The following is a 23,357-nucleotide window of genomic DNA, read 5'->3' on the forward strand; positions in this document are numbered from 1 at the left end:
GGTCTGTTCGAACAGAATACAAGACGGGTTCAACTGAACCCGCGGCCTGCCCTAGAATCGATAGTTGATGCCGGCCTTCAGTTCATGGCTGCCGATCGTCGCCTTGGATTTACCGAAGGCCGACGTCGTTTCGACGCCAGGGGTGCGGACATAGTCATATTCGACCTTGGCCGAGAGGCCGCCGGCAAAACCCTGCTCGATGCCGGCGCCGACCAGATAGCCAAGTTTCCAGCCGTCGATACTGCTCACATTGTCGCCCTTGTCGAATTTTGTCAGGGCGACGCCGCCGGTTCCAAAGAGTAGCGTCTGGTCGAAACTCAAACCGGCCTTGGCTTTGGCGGCACCGCGCCATTTTTCCTTGATCTTGCCGCCCTCGACGTCGTGCTCGGCGCCACCCAGATAGGAGCCCTCGATCTCGGCACCGAGAACCGCTGGACCCATCTGCTGGTTGTAGCCGGCTTGAACGCCGCCGCTGAGGCCGTTCCGGCCGGCAAACGGGTTCGGCATCCCGGTGAACGCCGTGCCGCCATGCACGCCGACATAGGCGCCGCTCCACTGGAAAGCAGGGGGATCATTGTAGGCGGGTAGAAGGTCGGCGGCCATCGCCGGCCCGAGGAGGCACATGGCAAGGGCACTTGCCGTCAGGATGATCTTTGCTTGAGAGAACACTGCATTACTCCAACACACGCGCGCATCCGGCAATCGATACGCAGGTTAATTCCCGAGGACCTCGACCGTTGGGGCGATCGAGCTCCGATTTGGTGTCTTTCAGGCATGGCTGCGCGGTCCTGGGACTGGCTTTCGCCAGCTGTAGTAGGGGGGCAGAGCGCCCGCGCGGCCGATCACCTGAAAGACGCCGACTGTCTCGCAGGCGAAAATTGCACGCACATTGCGGGGAATCGAAAAATGAAGATTTTTCGCTTTATTTTCAATAAATTAAGGTAATTCCATTTACGCATATTTAACAAATTGACACGGATTCGGTCCGTTCGGTAGCGCAACCTTGCCATGCAATGCCTCGCTCGAGGTTCTTCGGCATCCCGTAAAACTGTCGGCTTGAAGCCGGCAAGCCAAGTGCGTATGTCTGGGCCGACGCCCTCGAGTCTGGGTACCTCAATCTGGAGACGAGCCTTGTCCGCACTGACGCGCTTTCTAGGCGACTCGCCGCTCAAGGTGATCCTAAAACTGCTGGTCGTGTCTTTCCTCGTCGGCCTGGTCATGAATGCCTTCGGCTGGTCGCCGATGGATGTGCTCTACGGCATCCAGAAGTTCTTCATCGACCTGTGGAATCTGGGCTTCCACGCCATCGACCGTTTCCTTGGCTATATCCTGCTAGGCGCGGCCATCGTCGTTCCGGCCTTCATCCTGCTCAGGCTCGCCAACTACCGGAAGTAGAGCATGATCCCGAAAAGTGGGAACCGGTTTTCGGACAAGATCATGCTTTAAAAGGACTATCGGGCATAGGCCGAGGCCACCTCGAACAGGATGGCGTGGCGCGCGGCAAGCGCGGGTACGTCCGTGGAATAGCCACCGCCGATGACGCCGCAGACCGGAATGCCGAGCGTGCGAAAGTGGCTGATCACCATGTCGTCGCGGGCGCGCAGGCCGTCATCCGATAGCGACAGCCTGCCAAGCCGATCCTCGGCATGGACGTCGACGCCGGCATTGTAGAACACGATGTCCCAGTGGGCTTGGGCGGACAGTTCCGGCAGGATGGCGGCAAGCCTCTCCATGTAAGCGGCGTCACCCGTGCCATCGGGCAGCGCGACATCGAGGTCGGAGGCGATCTTGCGCACGGGGTAGTTGCGGTCGCCATGCATGGAAAAGGTGAACACGCGCGGATCATCAGCGAGTATATCCGCCGTGCCGTCGCCCTGATGCACGTCGAGGTCGACGATCAGGATGTTTTGTGCCGCGCCTTCGGCGAGCAGGACCAGCGCGGCGACGGCGACATCGTTGAAGGTGCAGAAGCCCGCACCTTGCGCACGCCGCGCATGATGGCTGCCGCCGGCGGTGTTGCAGGCAATGCCGTGGCGCAAGGCGAGCCGCGCCGCCAGCACCGTGCCGCCGGTGGCAAGCTGCGCGCGCAGCGAGACGCGGAGCCCGATCGGAAAACCGATCTCGCGTTCGATCTTTTCGGGCACGCAGCAGCTGATGACCTGGTCGACATAGTCCGGTGCATGGGCAAGTCTCAGCCATGACGCCGGCGCGGGTTCCGTGGTGTTGAGCGCGTCGGGTCCGGCCAGTCCGCGAGCGCGCAAGGCGTCCATCAGCAACGGATATTTGCTCATCGGAAAGCGATGGTTGGTGGCGAAGCCGGCGTCGTAGTCGGGGTGATGAACGATCTGCAGGGGCATGAACTGGATCCGGCGGGCTCGCGCCAGACCGGGGATTTCGGTTGGCCGTCACGGGAAGAGTGATTGCGCGGTGGCCGGAAAATGGGGCACATCGGCTGTTCGATCAAGCTCAAACAGCAAGGCAGCAATCCTTTGGACAAGGGTGCAATCACAGCCGACGCCAGATCTTTTGTCGTCACCAACCGTTCAGTGCTCGCCATCGCCGTGCCGATGACGCTTGCCTATCTGACGACGCCGATGCTCGGCCTGGTCGACACGGCTGTCGTTGGTCAGTTCGGCGACGCCGCCTTGCTCGGCGGCCTGGCGGCCGGCGCACTGATATTCGACGTCGTCTTCACCACCTTCAATTTCCTGCGCTCGGGCACCACCGGGCTCGTTGCCCAGGCTTTCGGGGGCGCCGATGCCCTGGAGGAACAGGCGGTGTTCTGGCGCGCCGTGCTGATCGCTGTCGTCGCCGGCATCGTGCTTGCGGCCCTTGCGCCCCTGGTCGCCATCGCCGGGCAAAAATTCATGGGCGCCGAACCGCGCGTCAGCGAGGCGATGGGCGTCTACATCAGGATCAGGCTGCTCGCTGCACCCTTTTCGCTGATCAACTACGCCATCCTTGGCTATGTGCTGGGGCGCGGCGAGGGCGGGCTCGGGCTGATGCTGCAACTGGTGCTGAACGGCATCAACATCGCGCTCTGCTTCCTGCTTGGGCTGGAGCTTGGCTGGGGCGTCGCCGGCGTCGCCTGGGCGACCGTCACTGGTGAGTTCCTTGCCATGCTGCTCGGCCTGGCGATCGTGATCAGCCGGTTCCGCGCGGCGCCGCCTTTGCCGCGCCATCGCCTGCTCGACATGGCCGCCTTCCTGCGCATGCTGTCGCTCAACCGCGACATCATGATCCGCTCGTTCTCACTGCTCGCCGCTTTTGCGCTGTTCACCCGCCAGGGCGCCCAGTTCGGCACGGTGACGCTGGCCGCCAACGCCGTGCTGATGAACTTCTTTCTCGTCGCCGGCTATTTCCTCGATGGCTTCGCCACCGCCGCCGAACAGCTGGCGGGCCGTGCCGTCGGCGCGCGCGCCGCCGCACCGTTCCGGCAGGCCGTGCGGCTGACCCTGTTCTGGGGCTTTGGCTTGGCCGGGGCTGCAACTCTGGTGCTGCTGTTTGGCGGCGCCAATCTGATTGCTCTTGTGACGACGTCGCAGGAAGTCCGTGCAGTGGCCGACACCTACCTACCGTGGGCGGCGTTCACCGCGCTGAGCGGTGTGCTGGCGTTCCAGATGGATGGCGTCTTCATCGGCGCGACCTGGTCGCGCGACATGCGAAACATGATGCTTTTGTCGTTTCTCGCCTTCAGCGCCGCGCTGCTCACTTTGGCGCCCGCTTTCGGCAACAATGGTCTGTGGGCGGCGCTGCACGTCTTCCTGCTGGTGCGAGGCTTCAGCCTGCTCACCATTCTGCGGTTGCGGATGCAAACGGCGTTCAGCTGAGCGGCCTCATTGCCCATCGATCGAGATGGCTGTCGCGCAACTCGCGAATGGATCTGAGCCGTTCCGTGCCGGCAAAGCGTGCCATCGCGGCGACAATCCGGCCCGGCAGCGCAGGCCCGGCATAGATCATGCCGGTGTAGAGCTGCACCAGATCGGCGCCGGCACGGATCTTGTCCAGCGCGGCCTCGGCAGAATCGACGCCACCGACGCCGATGATGGCGCGGTCTGGGCCAAGCAGCTTGCGCATCTTCGCCAGCACGATGGTCGAGCGTTCGAACAAGGGTTTGCCCGAGAGTCCGCCGGTTTCGCGCGCGGTGTCGCCGCTGCGCAGTGCCGGTCGGGAGATGGTGGTGTTGGAGACGATGACGCCGTCGATCCGCTTCTCGGTGACCTCTGCGGCGATGTCCTCCAGCTCTGCCTCGACCAGATCCGGCGCGATCTTGAGGAAGACCGGCGGCTGGGCTGTTGCCGTGGCGCGCGCGGCCATGACACGCGACAAAAGTTCGCCAAGCTGCTCGCGCGCCTGCATGTTGCGCAGGCCCGGCGTGTTGGGCGAGGAGATGTTGACGGTGAGATAGCTGGCGTATTGCGCAAACCGGGCGACACCGCGCTCATAGTCGCCGATGCGGTCGCTGCTGTCCTTGTTGGCGCCGATGTTGACGCCGACGATGCCGCCACGCCCCTTGCGTGCGGCAAGGCGCTTTTCGGCCGCTGCATGGCCTTCATTGTTGAAGCCCAACCGGTTGATCACCGCTTCGTCCGCCGTGAGCCGGAAAATGCGCGGCTTCGGATTGCCGGCCTGCGGCAGCGGCGTGATCGTGCCGACCTCGGCAAAGCCGAAGCCCAGGCCAAGCAGCGCGTCGGGCACCTCGGCGTTCTTGTCGTAGCCCGCAGCCATGCCGAGCGGATTCGGAAAATCGAGGCCGCAGACCGTCACCTTCAGCCGTGCGTCGAGCGTCGTCCGCGCGCCGACCGGCAGGCCGCATCGCAACGCCGCGATCGACATGCCATGCGCGGTTTCCGGATCAAATGTGAACAGCAGCTTCTGGCCGAGCCGGTCGAGCACGCTCATTGCCCCTCCAGTGCCGGAAACTGATGCACACCATCGGCGCCAAGCGGCAGTGGTCGGACCCACAGCACGGCCTTGAGATCGAGCGGACCATAAAGATGTGGAAACAGTGCGCCGCCGCGCGAGACTTCGTATTTCAGCGCCGCGCCCAGGCTGGTCCCGTCGATGGCGACCAGCAGCAGGTCGGTCCGGCCGGCAAAGTGCTTTGCCGCGGTTTCCTTGACCTGCGCCGCCGTGGAGAAATGGATGAAGCCGTCTGCGACATCGATTGGCGCGCCGGTGAAGCGGCCATGTGTTTCGGCCTCGCGCCAAGGCGCTTGCGGGGTTATCTTGTAGATAATCTGAGACATGGTTGCGCTATAGTCCGAACCAGCCACGTGGGAAAGGCCACGCCAAGGGTCTTCCCCATTTCCGGCGCAAACATGCGATATTTCAGGCCTTGGCCATGGAGGACAACATGCGTCTGCAGCACATCTTGATCCCCGCCGCGCTCGTTTCGCTGGTCGCGGCTTCAGCTTATTCGGAAGAAACCGACCGCTACCGGCTGGAAAAGTCTGATAACGGCTATGTCCGTATGGATACGCAGACCGGCGCCATGTCGATCTGCGAGGAACGCTCCGGCCAGCTTGTCTGCAAGATGGCGGCCGACGAACGCGCCGCTTTCCAGGACGAGGTCGACCGCTTGCAGACCTCTATGAAGGCGATGGACGAGCGCGTCACCAAGCTCGAGAATTCGCTCTCCGCCCGTCTCGAATCGAAATTGCCGAGCGAGGAGGATTTCAACAAGACGATGAGCTACATGGAACGCTTCCTGCGCGGCTTCATGGGCATCGTCAAGGATATGGACAAGGACAACGGCGCCCAGCTCAATTCGCAGAAGACCTGAGCGTCCAAAGCAGGGAAAACGCGGCGCGCTGGCTTTGCCGCTTGAAAACAGCGCGCAGCCCCTCATAATCGTCCAACTGATCCCGAAAAAAGCAAAAATTATCGGGGGATTCGGGGAGGGACATTTGCCGGCCGGCTATTCTTTCGTCATCGCCGACGATCACCCGCTGTTTCGTGGTGCGCTGCGCGAAGCGCTTGCCGGCATCGGCAATGTCGCAGCCATCCACGAAGCCGGCGATTTCGAGAGCGCCAAGGCGCTGGTCGTGGCCAACGAGGATGTCGATCTGGTGCTGCTCGACCTGTCGATGCCGGGCGCCAGCGGCCTCTCCGGCCTGATCGCGCTGCGTGGCATCCATCCGACGGTGCCGCTGATCGTGGTGTCGGCGCGTGACGATCCGGCGACCATCAGGCGGGCGCTCGATCTCGGCGCTTCCGGCTTCATCTCCAAATCGGCCAGCATGGAAGAGATCCGCGGCGCCGTGCAATCGGTGCTTGCCGGTGACATCGCCGCGCCCGTCGGCGTCGATCTTGGCGTCGAGCGTGATCCCGAAATATCCGACCTGATCAAGCGGCTGCAGGCCCTGACGCCGCAGCAGACCCGGGTGCTCGGCATGCTGGCCGAGGGCCTGCTCAACAAGCAGATCGCCTATGAACTCGGCGTCTCCGAGGCCACCATCAAGGCGCATGTCTCCGCCATCCTGCAGAAGCTCGGCGTCGACAGCCGCACCCAGGCGGTGATCCTCCTGTCCAAGATCGGCGGCGACCCGCTGCAGCCGACGAGCTAACCTATTCGGCGGCCGATGCCAGCGGCCTGACCCTGGCCATCATCGAGCGCAACACGGCCGGCTTCAGCGGCTTGTTGATCACCGCAATCTCGAGGCCGCCCGCGGCCGTGCGCACCTCGTTGGAGCGGTCCGCGGTGACCAGCACGGCCGGCAGGTTGTCGCCGTGGATTGCGCGCAGCCTGACGATGATATCGAGACCGGTTTCGCCGTCGAGATGGTAGTCGGCAAGGACGATGTCCGGGCGGTGCATCGCGGCTCCGTCCAGATCCCTTGAGCCGGACACTGTATCGACGTTGCACCCCCAGCCTTCGAGCAGCAGCCGCATACCTTCGAGGATGCGGGCATCGTTGTCGATGCAGAGCACGTGCAGCCCAGCCAGCGAAGCTGTCGCACGCGCAGGGGCTCTGGTCTCGATCTCGCGTCGCGGCTCCTGCACGGCCGCCACAGGCAGGATGACGGAAAAGCGCGTGCCCTTGCCCGGATTGGAAAAGATCCGGATCTCCAGGCGCAACACCCGGGCGATGCGGTCGACGATGGAGAGGCCGAGGCCGAGGCCCTCGGCCTCGCGCGCGCCTTCGTCCAGCCGGGTGAATTCGTGAAAGACGGTGTTCAGCTTGTCGCCGGCGATGCCGATGCCGGTGTCGATCACCTGGATTTCGGCCAGTTCGCCGCGCCGCCTGACGCCGACCAGCACACGGCCGTGGCGCGTGTATTTAATGGCGTTGGAGACCAGGTTCTGGATCAGGCGCCGCAACAGGTTGCGATCCGTCGTCACGGTCAGCGATGACGGCATGATCGTCAGCTCGAGCTTCTTTTCGGCGGCGAGCGGCCGGAAGTCGTTGCCGATCTGGCGCAGCAATCCATCGAGGTTGAAGGCGGTATCGTCCGGCTTCATCGCACCGGCGTCGAGGCGGGAGATGTCGAGCACGGCGCCGAGAATGGTCTCGACCGATTCCAGCGAGGATTCGATGTTGACCGCTGCCTTGCCGGTCGGCCCCTTGCCGGCCTTCTCGATCAGCGACGAGCAATAGAGCCGGGCGGCGTTCAGCGGCTGCAGGATGTCGTGGCCGGCGGCGGCGAGGAAGCGGGTCTTGCCGAGATTGGCCTCCTCGGCCAGCATCTGCGCCTGCGCCAGCTCTTCGTTGACGCGGGTCAGCTCGATGGTGCGGGTCTTGACGCGCTGCTCCAGCGATTCATTGGCGCGTTTCAGCGCCAGATCCTGCTCGACGCGTCCGGAAATGTCGGCATAGGTGGCGACGATGCCGCCGTCCGGCATCGGGTTGGACCGCAGCTCCAGGATGCGGCCCGAGGTTTTCAGCTCCATCTGCCATGGGCTGACGAAGCTGGTCAGCCGGTTGAGCATGGCCACGCGCTGCTCCGCCGGAATGTCGCCGCGCTCCGAGAGATGGCGCAGGATGCTGTCGAGCGAGACGCCGACCTGGCCCATCTCGTCGGGCAGGTCGAACAGGGCCCGGTACTGGCGGTTCCAGCAGATCAGGCGGAAGTCGCGGTCGAAGACGGTGATGCCTTGCTCCATCTGGTCGAGCGCGATCTGCAGCAGGTCGCGATTGTGCTGCAGCGCCTCGGTGGCGTCATCGAGTAAGCGGAAGGCATCCCTGGATTCGCGGTCGTGGCGCCGAAACAGCAGCGACAAGATCAGCCGCGCCGAAGACGAACCGACGGCGCTGGCCAGCAATTGTTCGGAAAATCGGATGACGTCCATGCTCGCCTGCTCGTTGCCGTGCAGCGAGGTTCCGTTGGTCTTTTCGAACGACTGGAAGGAGCGCTCGGTGCGCTCGACACCGAGATAGCGCCCGATCGTGTCCTTGAGGTCGTTGACGGTGATGGCGGTGCGGAAGCGGCGCAGGCTTGGCATCGGGCCGGCATCGCGTGGCACGAAGATCGACGCCTGAATGCGCTCCAGCGGCACCGATGCGCGCGAGAGGGAACCGAGCACAAAGAACACCGCGTTGATCGACAGGCTCCACAACACGCCGTGGTTCAGCGGTTCGGCGACGGTGCCGAACAGGGCCTGCGGCCGCAACGCCTCGAAGCCGAACAGCCCGTGCGCGATGATTTCGGTGTCAGGTCCGGCAAGCGATGGAAACAGCAGCGTGTAGCCCCAGACGAGGATGCCGGCGACCATGCCGAGTGCTGCACCCCGGCCATTGGCGCCGCGCCAGATCAGGCCGCCGATCAGCGCCGGCGCGAACTGTGCTATTGCCGCGAACGACATCAGGCCGATCGACGACAGGCGCGCGCTGTTGGTGCTCTCGCGGTAATAGAGGAAGGCGATGAACAGCAGGATGAAGATCGCTCCGCGCCGCACATTGAGGATGAGCGTCGACCAGTCTTCGGTCTCGGAGGTCGAGGTCTTGAGCAGGCGGCGCACGAACAGCGGAATGATGAGGTCGTTGGAGATCATGATCGACAGCGCCACGCTCTCGACGATCACCATCGCCGTCGCCGCCGACAGCCCGCCGATGAAGGCCGCCATGGCCAGCACGTCATGGCCGCTGAACAAGGGCAGCGACAGCACATAGAGATCGCTGCTGGTTCCGGTGCCGACCAGCGACAAGCCGGCAAAGGCGATCGGCAGCACGAACAGATTGATCGCTACGAGGTAGAGCGGAAACACCCATGTTGCGGTGCGCAGTTCGGCCTCGCCGCGGTTCTCGACGATGGTGACGTAGAACTGGCGCGGCAGCATGATGATGGCAAAGCCGCTCAGGCAAGTCAGCACCAGCCAGGTGGCGAGCGAGGTGTTGTAGCTCATCGCCTGCCGAACCTGTGCATTCTGGGCGAGCTTGTCTAACATGTCGCCCGGGCCGCCGAAGATCAGGAAGGTGACCATCAAGCCGATGGCCAGGAAGGCGGCAAGCTTGACCACGGTTTCGACGGCCACCGCCAGCATCAGCCCGTCCTGGTGTTCGGTGGCGTCGGCGTGGCGCGTGCCGAATAGCACCGCAAACAGCGCCAGCAGCATGGCGACGACCAGCGAGATGTCGCTGACGAAGGGATCGAAGGAGGGCGGCGATCCCGTATAGTGCTCGACCATCAGGCTGACCGAACCGGAGATCGCCTTCAACTGCAGCGCGATATAGGGCACCGCGCCGATGGTCGCGATCAGCGTGGCGATCGCCGCGACGGTAAAACTCTTGCCATAGCGGGCGCCGAGGAAGTCGGCGATCGAGGTGATCTTCTCCGTCTTGGCCAACCGCACGATGCGGTTGAGCAGCGGAAAGCCGAACACGAAGACCAGCACCGGGCCGGTATAGATGCCGAGGAATTCGAGGCCGCGTTCGGAAGAGAGGCCGACCGAGCCGAAGAAGGTCCAGGACGTGCAGTAGATCGCAAGACTGAGCGCGTAGATGAAGGGACGGGCCCGACTCGGCCCTGAAATGGCCGAGCGGCGGTCGCCTAGGCTGGCGATGGCGAACAGCAGCGTCACATAGGCGATCGCGATGATGACGATGAACAAGCCCTGCACGCCGGCAATATCCTCCCTGTGCCGAATTTCAACCCGGCTTGCCCAGACGCAATCACAGCTTGGCTTCCGAGTCCATCACGGCTTTGGGCGCATGAAGACCGCGATTTCTGATGCATGTCGCCCAAAAGCGCGCAGCGGTTTTGGGGCAACGACATGCACAAAAACAAACACCCAAAGCGCGGCGCGTGAATCCGTTTCAACGCGACGCGCTTTGGAGACTACCGCCAGGTAAGGAGAAACCGGTTGCTTTCTCCTTTTTGCCGATGTTGCAACCGCAGGTTTTTGTTATGTTGCCTCAGGTCGATGCCCGCAAGGACGGAAGCGGCAGCTCGGCCGGTCATGACAAGGAGGGTCGAATGCTGAAAGAATTCCAGGAATTTATTTCCAAGGGCAATGTGATGGACCTTGCGGTCGGCGTCATCATCGGCGCGGCCTTCGGCAAGATCGTCGATTCCCTTGTCAATGACATCATCATGCCGATCGTCGGCGCGATTTTCGGCGGCTTGGACTTCAACAACTATTTCCTGGGGCTCTCCTCGGCCGTCAACGCCACCTCGCTGGCGGACGCCAAAAAGCAAGGCGCAGTTTTCGCGTATGGCAGCTTCATCACCGTCGCGTTGAACTTCCTTATTCTCGCTTTCATCATCTTCCTGATGGTCAAGGCGGTGAACAACATGCGCAAGCGGCTTGAACGCGAGAAGCCGGCTGCACCAGCCGCTCCGCCGCCCGCTGACGTCGCGCTGCTCACCGAAATTCGCGACTTGCTCGCCAGAAGATAATCCGCAAAGCATTGCTGGACCAAGACCCCGGTCGTTCGCGGCCGGGGTTTTCTGTTTTCGCATCTGGTAAGGAGCGCGGATCAATACCCGAGATCGGAACGGACCCGCCCATGACTTTGATCGACAGCTTGCGCACGGAGGCCCGCGCCGCACCCGAAAGCGGCATTGTCGCCGTCGTCAATTACGGCCGCCTGCGCGAAGGCATGATCCCGCTCTGGGCCGGCGAGGGCGACTTGCCGACGCCTTCGTTCATCACCGATGCCGCGTCGAAGGCGCTGGCCGGCGGCGAGACGTTCTACACCTGGCAAAAGGGCATCCCAGATCTCAGGCAGGCGCTTTCCCGCTACTATGCCAGGCATTTCGGTAAGACCTTCCCTGAGGAGCAATTCATCGTCACCGGGTCAGGCATGCATGCCATCCAGCTGGCGCTCGACGCGCTCGCCGGTGCCGGCGACGAGGTCATCTATCTGTCGCCGGCCTGGCCGAATTTCGATGCCGCAGCAGGGATATCGGGCGCCGTTCCGGTGGCGGTCACGCTCGATCATTCCGGCAATGGCTGGTCCTGCGACGTCGAGAAGATTGCGGCGGCGATCACGCCGCGCACAAAAGCGCTGTTCATCAACACGCCGTCGAACCCGACCGGCTGGACCGCCGATCACGAGACCTTGCAGGCGATCCTCGATCTTGCGCGCACGAAGAACCTCTGGATCATCGCCGACGAAATCTATTCGCTGTTCCACTACAGCCACGGCCGTGCGCCGTCCTTCCTCGACATCGCCACGGCGGAAGACCGCATCCTGTTCGTCAACAGTTTTTCCAAGAACTGGGCGATGACCGGCTGGCGCGTCGGCTGGATCAAGACACATCCCGCCTTGCAGCAGGTGTTCGAGAACCTGATCCAGTATTCCAACTCCGGCGTCGCCCAGTTCATGCAGCGCGGTGCGGTTGCAGCCCTTGATGAGGGTGATGCCTTCGTTGCCGAACAGGTGGAGCGGGCGCGCAAGGCACGCGATCTGGTCTGCGGCATTCTCGGCGACACAGGCCGCGCCCGGTTCACCGTACCGCAAGGCGCGTTCTATCTGTTCTTCACGGTCGACGGCATCACCGATTCACGCACTGCCGCTTTCGACATCGTCGACAAGGCCAATGTCGGCCTGGCGCCCGGCACCGCCTTCGGTCCCGGCGGCGAAGCCTTCCTCAGACTGTGCTTCCACCGCCGCCTCGATCAGATCGAGGAAGCCGCGCACCGGCTGGCAAAGTGGATGAAGACTATTTGATGCCCTGAGGCCGGATTGAAAATCGCTCCGGCGAGTCAGCTGGCGTGGGTTTCGAGAACCGGAGCGCAGCGGACATTCAGGTCCGTGAGCACCGGAAGCGCAGAAACCTGCGTCAGATGGCCGTCGGAGTAGAGTTTCAAACGGGCTTCAGCCGCCTGACTTGGGCACCAGCAGGGGAATGATCCGGTCGCTCTTGGCCACCGATGGCCGACCGGCGGAGCCATAGGGAATGCCGAGTGCATCCCAGGTCTCGACCAGCGCGTCCTGCAACTCGGCGATCAGCGCATCGGAGTGGAACGGCGTCGGCGTGATGCGCAGCCGCTCCGTACCGCGCGGCACGGTCGGGTAGTTGATCGGCTGGATGTAGATGCCGTGCACGCCGAGCAGGCGGTCGCTGGCCATCTTGCAGGCCTCCGGATCGCCGACCAGCAGCGGCACGATGTGCGTTGGCGAGTCCATCACAGGCAGGCCGGCGGCCGAAAGGATCTGCTTGGTTCGTGTCGCCTGCTGATGCTGTGCATCGCGCTCGGCCTGCGAGCGTTTGAGGTGGCGGATCGAGGCGGTGGTGGCGGCGGCGATCGCCGGCGGCAGCGCCGTGGTGAAGATGAAGCCCGGCGCATAGGAGCGCACCGCGTCGATCACCGCGCTTGTGCCGGTGATGTACCCGCCCAGCGTGCCGAACGCCTTGGCCAGGGTGCCCTGGATTATATCGATCCGGTCGGCCAGTCCCTCGCGCTCGGTGATGCCGCCGCCGCGCGGTCCGTACATGCCGACGGCATGGACCTCGTCGATATAGGTCATGGCGTTGTAGCGCTCGGCGAGCTCGACGATCTGCTTTATCGGTGCGATGTCGCCATCCATCGAATAGACGCTCTCGAAGACGATCAGCTTGGCGCGTTCGCGGCCCGCCGCCTGCAGCAGGCTTTCCAGATGCGCGACATCATTGTGGCGGAAGATCTTCTTTTCCGCACCGGAGCGCCGCACGCCTTCGATCATCGAGGCGTGGTTCAACTCGTCCGAGATGATCAGGCAGTTGGGCAAAAGCCGCGCGATGGTCGAAATCGAGGCTTCATTGGAGACAAAGCCGGAGGTGAAAACGAGTGCGGCTTCCTTGTCGTGCAGGTCGGCAAGCTCCACTTCGAGCTCGACCAGCGGGTTGCTGGTGCCCGAAATGTTGCGGGTGCCACCGGCGCCCGACCCCATTTTGCCGGCCGCGTTCTGGAACGCGGCGATGACGTCGGGATGCTGGCCCATGCCGAGATAGTCGTTGGAGCACCAGACGGTGATTTCCTCGGCGCGGCCATTGGAACGCCAGATGGCGCGCGGAAACTTGCCCGCGATGCGCTCAAGGTCGGCGAAAACGCGATAGCGACGCTCTGCATGGAGCTGGTCGATCGCTTCCTCGAAGAACCGCTGATAGTTCATGTCGACTTTCCCAATTTTGCGCGGGATCATAATCATTGCCCTATTGGTCGTCCACCGGGCCTTTTTGGTCAAAATGCCACGCCCCGGACCTGTTCCTAACGACCACGGATCGTGGCCTATTCCCTTGATGTGGATCAATTTTGTTTCAGGACGATGCCACATGCCGACAATGCCGGTTACCACGAGTTCTAATGGCCAGGCGGCAGGCTTTCCAGTAAGGCGGGGGTTGAGACAGTTTCCGATAAATCTTGAGATGCGAGGTCACGGATGACGGTTTTGGTAACAGGCGGCGCCGGTTATATCGGCAGCCACATGGTCTGGGAACTGCTGGATGCCGGCGAGAGCGTGGTCGTTCTCGACCGTCTTTCCACCGGTTTCGAATGGGCGGTGGCGCCGGAGGCAAAGCTGGTGGTTGGCGATGTCGCCGACAGGGAATTGGTCGGTTCGATCATCAGGGACAATCATGTCGATGCGATCATCCACTTCGCCGGCTCGATCGTGGTCCCGGAATCGGTTGCCGACCCGCTCAGTTATTATGAGAACAACACCAGCAAGACGCGCACGCTGATCGAGACCGCGGTCCGAGAGGGCGTGCCCAATTTCATCTTTTCCTCGACCGCTGCCGTCTATGGCGGCGCCGGACTGGAGCCGGTGCGCGAGGATGCTCGCCTGGCGCCGGAATCGCCCTATGGCCTGTCCAAGCTGATGAGCGAATGGATGCTGCGCGATGCGGCGATCGCGCACCCCTTGCGCTACACGGCGCTGCGCTATTTCAACGTCGCCGGCGCCGATCCCAGGGGCCGTACCGGCCAGTCGACGCCGGGCGCCACCCATCTGATCAAGGTTGCCTGCGAAACCGCACTCGGCAAGCGGCCGTTCATGCAGGTGTTCGGCACCGACTATCCGACGCCGGACGGCACCTGCATGCGCGACTATATCCATGTCAGCGATCTGGCGGCGGCGCATCGCCTGGCCCTGCAGCGGCTGCGCGCCGGGGGCGCGAGCCTGGTCGCCAATTGCGGCTACAGCCATGGCTATTCGGTGCTCGAGGTCATCGACAGCGTGCGGCGTGCCTTCGGCCATGATTTCGAGGTGAAGATGGGCGATCGCCGCCCCGGCGACGCCGCCGCGGTGGTTGCCAATTCGGATCTCGCCCGCGCCGAACTCGGCTGGACCCCGCAGCGCGACGATCTCGACCAGATCGTTGCCGACGCGCTCGCCTGGGAGCGCATCCTGACCGGCAAGAACTCCGCGCGCGGCTGAGCCGGGTTCTCCCAGGGGCTCGCAAGGCACGTGGCGAAGCGCTATTGAAGGCATTCGCGGCACGGCGTGGAGGCGCTGCGCCGCGAAGAGCTTTTGGGGGGATGGCATGAAGATAACGGTGCTCGGGGCCGGTGTCGTCGGTACGGCAGCCGCCTATTATCTGGCCAGCGACGGCCACGAGGTCACCGTGATCGAGCGCCATGCGGCGCCGGCGCGCGGCACCAGCCAGTCGAACGCCGGCCTGGTCTCGCCGGGCGATGCCACCGCCTGGGCTTCGCCGGCGGCGCTGAAGACCTTCCTGCGCGCGCTCTACAACCATGATCTCGGCATCAAGGTGCGGCTGCGCTTCGATCCCTACTTCCTCGCCTGGAGCCTGCGCTTCCTGCGCCAATGCACGAAAGAGCGCCTGCGTGCCAACAGCCGGGTCAAGCTGCGCCTGGCGCTCTATTCGCGCGACTGTATCAACGCCATCTCCACCGATACCGGCATTCACTATGACGAGCGCAAGAAGGGCATCCTCTATTTCTTCCGCTCGCAGCACAGTCTCGACACCGGCACCGACAACTATCGCTATCTGGCCGAGCATGGCCTGCCGATCGAGATCGTCGGCCGCGACCGGCTGATCGAGCTCGAGCCGGGTCTTGCCGGAGTGAAGGAAAAGATCGCCGGCGGCGTCTATTCGCCGATCGACCAGACCGGCGATTCCCGGCAGTTCGTGGAAAAGCTCGCCGCCCACGCGGCCGGGAAACTCGGCGTGACGTTTCTCTACGGCACGACGGTCGAGGGCCTCGACATCGAGGGTGACCGGGTGCGCGCGGTGATGACCTCGGCCGGACCGGTTCTCGGCGATGCCGTGGTCATGTCGATGGGGCCGGAAAGCGGCCTGCTCGGGCGCCGCTACGGCATCGACCTGCCTATCTACCCGGTGAAGGGTTATACCGCGACGATTCCGCTTGAGGACGAAAGCAAGGGCCCGACCATGGGCGGCGCCGACGAGGATCAGTTGATTGCCTATTCCAGGCTTGGCAACCGGCTGCGGCTCGCTTCGACCGCCGAATTCACCGGTTTCGACCGTACCTTCCGGCCGAGCGATTTCGCCGCCATGTTCAGGACCGGCAAGGACCTGTTCCCCGGCGCCTTCGACGAGAACAAGGCCGAGCTGTGGGCGGGCCTGCGGCCGATGATGCCGAACTCGGTGCCGGTCATTGGCAAGGCGCGTTTCAGCAACCTTTATCTCAACACCGGCCACGGCCATGTCGGCTGGACCATGGCCTGCGGCTCCGGCAAATTCCTCGCCGACCTCGTCGCCGGCCGCAAGCCGGAGATCGACCCGCAAGGGCTGGTCTACGGGGGCTAGAGATGTCGGGACCGCAAGTCGCCATCGACCTTGGCCGCATCGAGCGCAATGCGCGCACGATCGTCGAGCGCTGCGCGCTGTCTGGCATCAAGGTGTTCGGCGTCACCAAGGGCACATGCGGCATGCCGCAAGTGGCGCGCGCCATGCTGCGCGGCGGCGTTGCCGGTATCGCCGAATCGCGCTTCGAGAACATCCGCCGGCTGCGCGACAGTGGCATCAACGCGCCGATCATGCTGCTGCGCAGTCCGCCGATGGCGCGTGTCGAGGAGGTGGTGCGCACCGTCGACATCAGCCTGCAGTCGGAACTCGCCACCATCCGCGAGATTTCGCGCATCGCCGAGCGCATGGGCCGCGTCCACGACATCATGCTGATGATCGATCTCGGCGATCTCCGCGAAGGCATTTGGCCGAATGACCTCATCCCGACGGTCGAACAGATACTACAGTTCAATGGCGTGCGCATTGCCGGCATCGGCACCAATCTCGGCTGCTTCGGCGCCATCATGCCGACGCCGGAAAACCTTGGGCAACTCGTCGCCCATGCCTACAAGACCGAGCGCCTGTCCGGCAAAAGCCTCGACTGGATTTCCGGGGGCGCCTCGTCGTCGCTGCCGCTGTTGCTCGAAGGCAAGCTGCCGGCCGGCATCAACAATCTGCGGGTCGGCGAGGCGATCCTGCAGGGCGGCGTCGAGACCTTCCGCGACACGCCATGGGCCGAGCTCGAACCCGATGCCTGCCGGCTGACCAGCGACATCATCGAGGTCAAGCTCAAGCCGTCACGGCCGATCGGCCAATCGGGCTACGACGCCTTCGGCAACCAGCCGGTCTTTCCCGACGAGGGCGACAGGCTGCGCGCCATCGCCAATATCGGCCGCGAGGACGTGCTGGTCGAGGGGCTGACACCGATTGCCAAGGGGATACGGGTGCTCGGCGCCTCAAGCGACCATCTGCTGCTCGATGTCGCCGATGCCGATCCGCCGCCGGCTGTCGGCGACCGCGTTGCCTTCCGCATGAGCTATGGCGCCATGCTGCTGGCGATGACTTCGGAATATGTCGAGAAGGCCCCGATGCATGACGTCGAGGACTTTTCCGGCCGCAAGATGGTGCAGATCACGGCCGAGCAGGGGGCTGCCGGCATACTGGCTCGGGAAGGCACCGGCGCGCGGCTGGAAGCGATGAATTTCGACGTCGTCGAACTGGCCGATGTCGAGCGGCCGCCATCGGGGCTGATCCGGCTGACTGCCGGCGCCGACCGTCGCATCGCCCACAAGGCGCTGACCGCAGCGGCGCGCGCGACGCATTCCTTCGGCCTGATCTGGATCGATTCCATCGCCGCCCTGATGCCCGAGGACGAGGACGGCATCGACTTGCCGCAAGGCTCGGTCTTGGCGCGTACCCTCGGCCTCGACCACAAGGCGGGTGCGCTGCAGCCGCAGCTGTCGCCGGAGAATGTCGTCATTGTCGGCTTGCGCCATGCCGACCCGGCCGAAGCACGGGTGCTGAAGGATTCACGCGTGTCGGCCTTCACCATGACCGATATCGATGCCATGGGCATGCGCGACCTGATGCATGAGGCGATACGCATCGCCACATCCGGCACGCAAGGCTTCCATGTCAGCTACTCGCCTACCGCAACCGAATTCGCGGGCTGGGCTGCGGGCTCCGGCGGGCTGACCGTGCGCGAGACGCATCGGGCGATGGAGGCGATCGCGCTCTCCGGCGGTCTGCTGTCGATGGATGTTTCGGGGCTGACCGCGGATCTGGAGCCCCGGATCGGCACCGACGTGATCAACTTCGTCATGTCGGTTTTCGGCAAGCGGATCTTGTAGCTGAGCATGGTCCCGAAAAGTGGGTTCCGGTTTTCTCGGACAAACGGAAATCGTTTGTCCAGAGACCATGCCCAAACAGACAGACCCTATCCCTGCACTTCGACTGCCGCGCGCCAGGCACTGGCGTAGTCGGCCCAGACCGGGTCGGTTGGCGGATCCATTCTTTCGCCTTTGCCCTGCGCCATCCGTTGATCGGTTGCCAGCAATGCGGCGCCGATGCTGGTGCCGGTGGCAGCCTCGGACGCAACAACGGCACGTGCCGTGCCGGCTGCCAGCATGCCGACAAAGAGCCGGTTGCGGGCAAAGGGCCCTTCGATTGTGGTCGGGCCGTCGGCGCCGATCAGGTCGAGGCAGGTCGCCGTCATCAACGCCAGATAGAACGAGATGGCAGCAAAGCGCTGGCCATTGTTCATGCCGTCGGCGTTGAGCCATATCGCAGTCTGATGCGGGAACGGTCCCGACCCTTGCTGGGTCGACGGCAGCAGCAGCACCTTTCGCGCCAGCACGGCGCCGACATCGGCTTCGGTCCACTGCTCCGGTAGGTCCTTCGTCAGCACGGAAAACTCGCGGCCACCCATGAAGCGCGCCGAGGGAACGGGATCGCCGAGTGCGTTGACATTGACCAGAGTGTCGCGCGCGGCATCCAGCGCAATCTGTTTGCCGCCGACCGCCATCGACACCACCCAGGTGCCGGTCGAGACGACGGAGAAAGGCGGTTTGTCGGAGAGAAGATGCGGCAGCAGCGAGGCGTTGGAATCATGCAGGCCGCAGAAGACCGGCGTTTGCGGATCGAGTCCGGTTCGCACCGCAACGATAGGCAGGATCGGGCCGAGGCGATCCCTCGCCGTCCGCACCGGCGCCATCAGCCCGCGCCATTCCAGGCTGTCGATCAATGATGAAAAATCCGCCGTCCACGGGTTCCACAGATCGGTGTGGCAGCCGAGTGAAGTCACCTCGTTAGCGGCGATGCCGGTCAGTCGCAAGGCCCAGTATTGCGGGTACATCAGCATCGCTGCAGCCCTGGCGAACTCCGCCGCGAAGCTTTTCTGCTGCCAGAAGAATTGTGCACCGAGATTGAGGCCGAGCGGCAGGCGCGGCGTGCCGGTCTCGGCGAAAGGCGGGCGGATCGCTTCATAGTCCGCTGCCAGCCGGTCGGGGCCGTCGAATTCATAGTCGAGCACCGGCAGCACCAGCTCGCCCGCGGCATCGACCAGCACGCCCGTCGCGCCATGTGTCGTGATCGAAATGGCGTCGATGCGCTGTTCGCGGTTGAGGCTGGCAAGGCTGTCGAGGATGAACGTCCACAGTGCCTCGACATCGTGGCGGGGGTAGGGCGCTAGCCGCACCGGCGCATTGGCCGTGCGGCGCAGCGCGACCTCGCTCAACGTCGTGAGGTCGACCAGCGCCACTTTGGCGTTGGTCTTGCCGATGTCGATGACGGCGACGTGGCGCATCGCACTCATGCCATATGGAACACGGTTTCCAGCGGCACGGCCACCGGCTCGTTGTCCGGCCTGGTCTCCATGATGTCGGCCATGTGTGCCCACCAGCGCTGCATCACCGGATGCTTGGGCAGTTCGTCCATGCTGTGGTTGTCTCGCCGCCACAGCACGCCGAACAGGATATTGGTCTCTTCGTCGAGATGGATGGAATAATCGGAGACGCCGGCCTGTTTAAGCAATAAGACCAGCGACGGCCAGATCTCGTCATGGCGCTGCTTGTACTCGGCCTTCATGCCCGGCTTGAGCTTCATCTTGAACGCGTATTTCTCAGGCATCAGCTGTTACCACGCAGCCGCCGCCAGACAATCGGCAGCGCGATGACGATGATCAGCAGCAGGCCGATGAAGATCGACATGACGATGCCGGGCACGTTGAGCAGGCCAAGCCCGAAGGTCACCAGCCCCATGATGAGGGCGGCGAGCACGACGCCAACAATGCTGCCGGCGCCACCAAGAATGCTGACGCCGCCGAGTACCACCATGGTGATGACTTCCAGCTCGTAACCCTGTGCGATCGACGGTCGCGTCGAACCGAGCCGCGAGGTTATCAGCACCGAGGCGATGCCCGACATCAGCCCGGTCAGGCAGAACAGCATGAACTTGGTGCGGCCGACGCGCACGCCGGAAAATTGTGCAGCGACCGGATTGTTGCCGATGGCAAAGACGCGACGGCCGAAACTCGTGCGGTGCAGAAGGAACCAGTAAACGACGGCAGCGATCAGAAAGAGCACAAGTTCGAACGACACCACCCACCAGACATAGCCCTGGCCGAAAAAGGCGAAGCTTTCGGGATAGCCCTTGTAGGCCTGGTCGCCGAGGATGATGAAGGCGATGCCGCGAAACAGGCTCATCGTGCCGATGGTGACGACGATCGAGGGCAGGCCGAGCCTTGTCACCAGCAACCCGTTGAAGGCGCCGCAACCAAGCCCGACGACGATGCCGATCAGCACCAGCACCGGTGTGCCGGCGCCGGCCTGCACGGCCATGCCCATCATGGTCGACGCCAGCGCGATGATGGCGGCCACCGACAGATCGATCTCGCCCGAGATGATCAGCAGCGCCATGGCAAAGGCGATCAGACCCTTCTCGGTGAAATTGAAGGTGAGATCGGACAGCGAATACGGGTCGAGGAAATAGGGCGAGGCGAAGCTGTTGATGGCGAAGATGGCGACGGCCACCACGACCAGCAGCGCTTCCCAGGAAAAGATCGCCGCACGGAACGGCTTGTCGAGCCGGTCGGGAATGTGGCGCGGGGCAGGGATGTCGGTCATGTCACCGCCTCCACCTTTCTGAGGATGATGCGGCCCTGCTGGCGTTCGCCGCGCGCGTTGAGCACGACGGCCAGAATGATGGCGCTGCCCGAAATCGCCATCTGCCAGAAGGGTGAGATGTTGATGACCGGCAGCGCGTTGGAGATGATGCCGAGGAACAGCGCCCCCAACACCGCGCCGCCGACCGAGCCGATGCCGCCGGCGATGGAAATGCCGCCAATGACGCAGGCGGCGATGATGTTAAGCTCATAGCCGTTGGCGACCTCGACCGAGGCGATCACATAGCGCGAGATCCAGAGATAGCCCGAGAGGCCGCCGATCATGCCGGAGATGCAGAAGACGATGAATTTCGTCCGGCCGACATCAATGCCGGCATAGACTGAAGCCGTCGGGTTGACGCCGATGGCATAGATCGAGCGGCCGAGCGCGGTGCGCGTCATCAAGACGAAGAACAGCGCAATGACCAGGATGGCGATCCACGACAGCACCGGAATGCCGAGGAAGGCCGCACGCTGGAAGCCGATGAAGTCCGGGCTCATCTTGTCGGCATTGACCCAGGCGCCGCCGGACAGGACGAAGGTGGCGCCGCGATAGATGGTCAGCGTACCCAATGTGACCACGATCGAAGGGATGTTTAGCCGCCACACCAAAAGGCCGTTGATGGCGCCGAGCACCAGCCCGACCAGCAGTGCGATGACGATCAGCAGCGGGATCGGGATCGCCGGATGCGCGGCGTTCAGCATCGCCACCACCATGCCGGTGAAGCAGAGGTTGGACGCCATCGACAGATCGATCGACCGGGTCAGGATGACGACCATCTGGCCCAGCGCCAGGATCATCAGGATCGAGGTGTCGTTGAACACTTGGCGCAGATTGCCGGGGTCGGCAAAGGCCGGGAAGCGCGTCGAGATCAATCCGATCAGCACGACGATGGCCGCGAACAGCCAGATTTCACGGTATTTGAGGAAAGCCTTCATGCCGCGATCCCTGCTGCTGTCCTGACAAGCGTCTCGGCGTCCAGTCCCTTGTTGTCGTAGACCGCTGCGACGAGACCCTCGCGCATGACGACGACGCGGTCGGACATGCCGAGGATTTCAGGCAGTTCCGACGACACCATGATCACCGACAGGCCTTGCGCCACTAACTCGGCCATGAAGCCGTGCACTGCTGCCTTGGAGCCGATGTCGATGCCCTTGGTCGGCTCGTCCAGGATGATCACCTTGGGCGCGGTCGCCAACCATTTGGCGATGACGATCTTCTGCTGGTTGCCGCCCGACAGCGTGCCGACCTCCTGGCTGAGCGAGGAGGCCCTGAGGTCGAGCCGCTCGGTGTAGGAACGGGCGAGCGCAAATTCCTCGGACAACCGAAGCAGGCCTGACTTGGAGGTGCGCTTGAGCGACGGCAGCGAGACGTTCTGGAAGATCGGCAGGCCGATCACCACGCCTTGCTTGCCGCGTTCTTCCGGCACATAGACGATGCCGGCATCGATGGAATCCGCCGCCGATTTCGGCGCGATCGTCTTGCCTTCCAGCGTGATCGTGCCGCTTGAGGTGCGGGTAATGCCTGATATCGCCTGCATCACCTCGCTGCGCCCAGCGCCGACCAGGCCGTAGAAGCCGAGGATCTCGCCCTTGTGCAACTCGAAGCCGATATCGTTGAATTCGGTCGGGTGCGACAGGCCGGAGACGGAGAGCACCGGTGCGCCGATCTCGGCCTTGCGTTGCGGGAAGATGTGATCGACGGCGCGGCCGACCATCAGGCGCACGATCTGGCTCTGGCCGGCATCCCTGATCAGGCCTTCACCGACCATCTCGCCATCGCGGAACACCGTGTAGCGGTCGGCGATGCGGTAGATCTCGTCGAACTTGTGGCTGATGAACAGGATCGCCTTGCCTTCGCTCTTGAGGAACTCAATGAGCAGGAAAAGCTCCTCGATCTCCTTCATCGAAAGGGCGGCGGTCGGCTCGTCCATGATGACGATCTGCGCGTCGATCGACATGGCACGCGCAACGGCGACCAGATGCTTGTTGGCGATGCCGAGGTCCTTCAGCCGCGCGTCGGCGCCGATATGGCCGGCATGCATGGTGTCGAGCACCTCGCGCGCATTCTTGCGCATCGTGCGCCAGTCGATGGTGCCGAAGCGCGTGCGTGGCGCGTGGCCGAGAAAGATATTTTCGGCAACCGTCAAATCGTCGAACAGCACGGTTTCCTGGTGGATGGCGGTGACGCCATAGCCGAAGGCGGCATGCGCGCTGGGCAGGGTGACGGCCTGGCCGTCGATGCTGATTGTGCCCTCGTCAGGCTGGTAGATGCCGGTCATGATCTTGACCAGCGTCGACTTGCCGGCGCCGTTCTCGCCGATCAGCGCGGTTACCTGGCCCGGATAGAGCGACAGGCTGACATTGTGCAGCGCGCGCACGCCGGGAAAGCTTTTGGAGATGCCGGACAGAGTCAGGCGTGGGGCCGAGGCCAGAGGCCGCTCCTTCACCGTGCCGGGTTGGGCTGTCGTGTCCATAGTCGTATCAAGCCCTGAAAACAAGGTCCGTTTAAAGTCGCGGCGGGACGTGAGCCCCGCCGCGACAGCCTGAAAGGGCTC

The 23,357-nt window shown here is 63.6% G+C and carries 20 protein-coding genes; 9 read left to right on the forward strand and 11 right to left on the reverse strand.

Annotation, left to right across the window (positions count from 1 at the left end):
• Nucleotides 1–51: 51 nt before the first annotated feature.
• A complete protein-coding gene (locus tag C8D77_RS19360; RefSeq protein WP_109666571.1) occupies nucleotides 52–669 on the reverse strand; it encodes an outer membrane protein in 618 nt (205 codons plus the stop codon).
• A 462-nt stretch (nucleotides 670–1,131) separates the two neighbouring features.
• Between C8D77_RS19360 and C8D77_RS19365 the strand changes: the two genes are divergently transcribed.
• Nucleotides 1,132–1,395 carry a DUF6460 domain-containing protein gene (locus C8D77_RS19365; protein ID WP_109666574.1) on the forward strand — a complete coding sequence of 88 codons (264 nt, stop codon included), beginning with the start codon at nucleotides 1,132–1,134 and terminating at the stop codon, nucleotides 1,393–1,395.
• 56 nt (nucleotides 1,396–1,451) lie between these two features.
• Here the strand turns inward: C8D77_RS19365 and C8D77_RS19370 are convergent, their stop codons facing one another.
• Nucleotides 1,452–2,357, reverse strand: coding sequence for a histone deacetylase family protein (locus C8D77_RS19370; protein ID WP_109666576.1), 906 nt, complete (start codon nucleotides 2,355–2,357; stop codon nucleotides 1,452–1,454).
• A gap of 132 nt (nucleotides 2,358–2,489) precedes the next feature.
• Here C8D77_RS19370 and C8D77_RS19375 point away from each other — a divergent pair, with 132 nt between their 5' ends.
• Nucleotides 2,490–3,830 carry an MATE family efflux transporter gene (locus C8D77_RS19375; protein WP_109666801.1) on the forward strand — a complete coding sequence of 447 codons (1,341 nt, stop codon included), beginning with the start codon at nucleotides 2,490–2,492 and terminating at the stop codon, nucleotides 3,828–3,830.
• Here C8D77_RS19375 and C8D77_RS19380 read toward each other — a convergent pair.
• Both C8D77_RS19380 and C8D77_RS19385 read right to left on the reverse strand, forming a co-directional pair.
• Nucleotides 3,823–4,902 carry a quinone-dependent dihydroorotate dehydrogenase gene (locus C8D77_RS19380; RefSeq protein ID WP_109666579.1) on the reverse strand — a complete coding sequence of 360 codons (1,080 nt, stop codon included), beginning with the start codon at nucleotides 4,900–4,902 and terminating at the stop codon, nucleotides 3,823–3,825. The two genes, C8D77_RS19375 and C8D77_RS19380, sit on opposite strands and share 8 nt — an antisense overlap.
• Nucleotides 4,899–5,249: a DUF952 domain-containing protein gene (locus C8D77_RS19385; protein WP_109666581.1), complete on the reverse strand. Its 351-nt coding sequence runs from the start codon at nucleotides 5,247–5,249 to the stop codon at nucleotides 4,899–4,901. The genes C8D77_RS19380 and C8D77_RS19385 overlap by 4 nt, the downstream gene beginning before the upstream one ends.
• 107 nt (nucleotides 5,250–5,356) lie before the next feature.
• Between C8D77_RS19385 and C8D77_RS19390 the strand changes: the two genes are divergently transcribed.
• Entirely contained in the window at nucleotides 5,357–5,785 is a 429-nt protein-coding gene (locus C8D77_RS19390; protein ID WP_056588273.1) for a hypothetical protein, read from the forward strand.
• A gap of 124 nt (nucleotides 5,786–5,909) precedes the next feature.
• Entirely contained in the window at nucleotides 5,910–6,569 is a 660-nt protein-coding gene (locus C8D77_RS19395; protein ID WP_109666584.1) for a response regulator transcription factor, read from the forward strand.
• Nucleotide 6,570: 1 nt separating this feature from the next.
• On the opposite strand, the gene C8D77_RS19400 is transcribed toward C8D77_RS19395, so the two are convergent.
• Nucleotides 6,571–10,059, reverse strand: coding sequence for a PAS domain-containing hybrid sensor histidine kinase/response regulator (locus C8D77_RS19400; RefSeq protein WP_109666586.1), 3,489 nt, complete (start codon nucleotides 10,057–10,059; stop codon nucleotides 6,571–6,573).
• Between the two features lie 356 nt (nucleotides 10,060–10,415).
• On the opposite strand from C8D77_RS19400, the gene mscL reads away from it, so the two are divergent.
• Both mscL and C8D77_RS19410 read left to right on the forward strand, forming a co-directional pair.
• Nucleotides 10,416–10,838, forward strand: a complete 423-nt coding sequence (gene mscL, locus C8D77_RS19405) for a large conductance mechanosensitive channel protein MscL (RefSeq protein ID WP_013533610.1) — start codon at nucleotides 10,416–10,418, stop codon at nucleotides 10,836–10,838.
• 110 nt (nucleotides 10,839–10,948) lie between these two features.
• Nucleotides 10,949–12,115 carry a pyridoxal phosphate-dependent aminotransferase gene (locus C8D77_RS19410; RefSeq protein ID WP_109666588.1) on the forward strand — a complete coding sequence of 389 codons (1,167 nt, stop codon included), beginning with the start codon at nucleotides 10,949–10,951 and terminating at the stop codon, nucleotides 12,113–12,115.
• Nucleotides 12,116–12,262: 147 nt separating this feature from the next.
• On the opposite strand, the gene hemA is transcribed toward C8D77_RS19410, so the two are convergent.
• Nucleotides 12,263–13,540 carry a 5-aminolevulinate synthase gene (gene hemA / locus C8D77_RS19415; protein WP_109666803.1) on the reverse strand — a complete coding sequence of 426 codons (1,278 nt, stop codon included), beginning with the start codon at nucleotides 13,538–13,540 and terminating at the stop codon, nucleotides 12,263–12,265.
• A 267-nt stretch (nucleotides 13,541–13,807) separates the two neighbouring features.
• Between hemA and galE the strand changes: the two genes are divergently transcribed.
• From galE to C8D77_RS19430, 3 genes are all read left to right on the forward strand, one after another.
• Nucleotides 13,808–14,803, forward strand: coding sequence for a UDP-glucose 4-epimerase GalE (galE, locus tag C8D77_RS19420; protein WP_109666590.1), 996 nt, complete (start codon nucleotides 13,808–13,810; stop codon nucleotides 14,801–14,803).
• A 106-nt stretch (nucleotides 14,804–14,909) separates the two neighbouring features.
• Complete coding sequence (locus C8D77_RS19425; protein ID WP_109666593.1) at nucleotides 14,910–16,160, forward strand: D-amino acid dehydrogenase; 1,251 nt, start codon at nucleotides 14,910–14,912, stop codon at nucleotides 16,158–16,160.
• 2 nt (nucleotides 16,161–16,162) lie between these two features.
• Nucleotides 16,163–17,989: an alanine racemase gene (locus C8D77_RS19430; protein WP_109666596.1), complete on the forward strand. Its 1,827-nt coding sequence runs from the start codon at nucleotides 16,163–16,165 to the stop codon at nucleotides 17,987–17,989.
• Between the two features lie 86 nt (nucleotides 17,990–18,075).
• Here the strand turns inward: C8D77_RS19430 and C8D77_RS19435 are convergent, their stop codons facing one another.
• Genes C8D77_RS19435 through C8D77_RS19455 form a run of 5 tightly spaced genes read right to left on the reverse strand, consistent with a single transcriptional unit; the run spans nucleotide 18,076 to nucleotide 23,276 of the window.
• Nucleotides 18,076–19,452 (reverse strand): FGGY-family carbohydrate kinase, encoded by a 1,377-nt coding sequence (locus C8D77_RS19435; RefSeq protein ID WP_109666598.1) that lies wholly within the window; start codon nucleotides 19,450–19,452, stop codon nucleotides 18,076–18,078.
• Nucleotides 19,449–19,766: an L-rhamnose mutarotase gene (rhaM, locus tag C8D77_RS19440; protein ID WP_109666600.1), complete on the reverse strand. Its 318-nt coding sequence runs from the start codon at nucleotides 19,764–19,766 to the stop codon at nucleotides 19,449–19,451. The genes C8D77_RS19435 and rhaM overlap by 4 nt, the downstream gene beginning before the upstream one ends.
• Nucleotides 19,766–20,761: an ABC transporter permease gene (locus C8D77_RS19445; RefSeq protein WP_109666602.1), complete on the reverse strand. Its 996-nt coding sequence runs from the start codon at nucleotides 20,759–20,761 to the stop codon at nucleotides 19,766–19,768. Before C8D77_RS19445 ends, rhaM begins: the two co-directional genes overlap by 1 nt.
• Nucleotides 20,758–21,738, reverse strand: a complete 981-nt coding sequence (locus C8D77_RS19450) for an ABC transporter permease (protein ID WP_109666605.1) — start codon at nucleotides 21,736–21,738, stop codon at nucleotides 20,758–20,760. The genes C8D77_RS19445 and C8D77_RS19450 overlap by 4 nt, the downstream gene beginning before the upstream one ends.
• On the reverse strand, nucleotides 21,735–23,276 hold the full coding sequence (locus C8D77_RS19455; RefSeq protein ID WP_109666608.1) for a sugar ABC transporter ATP-binding protein: 1,542 nt from the start codon (nucleotides 23,274–23,276) through the stop codon (nucleotides 21,735–21,737). Before C8D77_RS19455 ends, C8D77_RS19450 begins: the two co-directional genes overlap by 4 nt.
• Nucleotides 23,277–23,357 lie beyond the last annotated feature (81 nt).

Origin of the sequence: Mesorhizobium loti (genome assembly GCF_003148495.1) — a bacterium.
GTDB lineage: Bacteria > Pseudomonadota > Alphaproteobacteria > Rhizobiales > Rhizobiaceae > Mesorhizobium > Mesorhizobium loti.

Bases quoted from the DNA above. Each gene is read 5' to 3' on its own strand.
- C8D77_RS19370 (WP_109666576.1), bottom strand. From the start codon at position 2,357: ATGCCCCTGCAGATCGTTCATCACCCCGACTACGACGCCGGCTTCGCC.
- C8D77_RS19380 (WP_109666579.1), bottom strand. From the start codon at position 4,902: ATGAGCGTGCTCGACCGGCTCGGCCAGAAGCTGCTGTTCACATTTGAT.
- C8D77_RS19385 (WP_109666581.1), bottom strand. From the start codon at position 5,249: ATGTCTCAGATTATCTACAAGATAACCCCGCAAGCGCCTTGGCGCGAG.
- C8D77_RS19390 (WP_056588273.1), top strand. From the start codon at position 5,357: ATGCGTCTGCAGCACATCTTGATCCCCGCCGCGCTCGTTTCGCTGGTC.
- mscL (WP_013533610.1), top strand. From the start codon at position 10,416: ATGCTGAAAGAATTCCAGGAATTTATTTCCAAGGGCAATGTGATGGAC.
- C8D77_RS19410 (WP_109666588.1), top strand. From the start codon at position 10,949: ATGACTTTGATCGACAGCTTGCGCACGGAGGCCCGCGCCGCACCCGAA.
- hemA (WP_109666803.1), bottom strand. From the start codon at position 13,540: ATGAACTATCAGCGGTTCTTCGAGGAAGCGATCGACCAGCTCCATGCA.
- galE (WP_109666590.1), top strand. From the start codon at position 13,808: ATGACGGTTTTGGTAACAGGCGGCGCCGGTTATATCGGCAGCCACATG.
- C8D77_RS19425 (WP_109666593.1), top strand. From the start codon at position 14,910: ATGAAGATAACGGTGCTCGGGGCCGGTGTCGTCGGTACGGCAGCCGCC.
- C8D77_RS19430 (WP_109666596.1), top strand. From the start codon at position 16,163: ATGTCGGGACCGCAAGTCGCCATCGACCTTGGCCGCATCGAGCGCAAT.
- C8D77_RS19435 (WP_109666598.1), bottom strand. From the start codon at position 19,452: ATGAGTGCGATGCGCCACGTCGCCGTCATCGACATCGGCAAGACCAAC.
- rhaM (WP_109666600.1), bottom strand. From the start codon at position 19,766: ATGCCTGAGAAATACGCGTTCAAGATGAAGCTCAAGCCGGGCATGAAG.
- C8D77_RS19445 (WP_109666602.1), bottom strand. From the start codon at position 20,761: ATGACCGACATCCCTGCCCCGCGCCACATTCCCGACCGGCTCGACAAG.
- C8D77_RS19450 (WP_109666605.1), bottom strand. From the start codon at position 21,738: ATGAAGGCTTTCCTCAAATACCGTGAAATCTGGCTGTTCGCGGCCATC.
- C8D77_RS19455 (WP_109666608.1), bottom strand. From the start codon at position 23,276: ATGGACACGACAGCCCAACCCGGCACGGTGAAGGAGCGGCCTCTGGCC.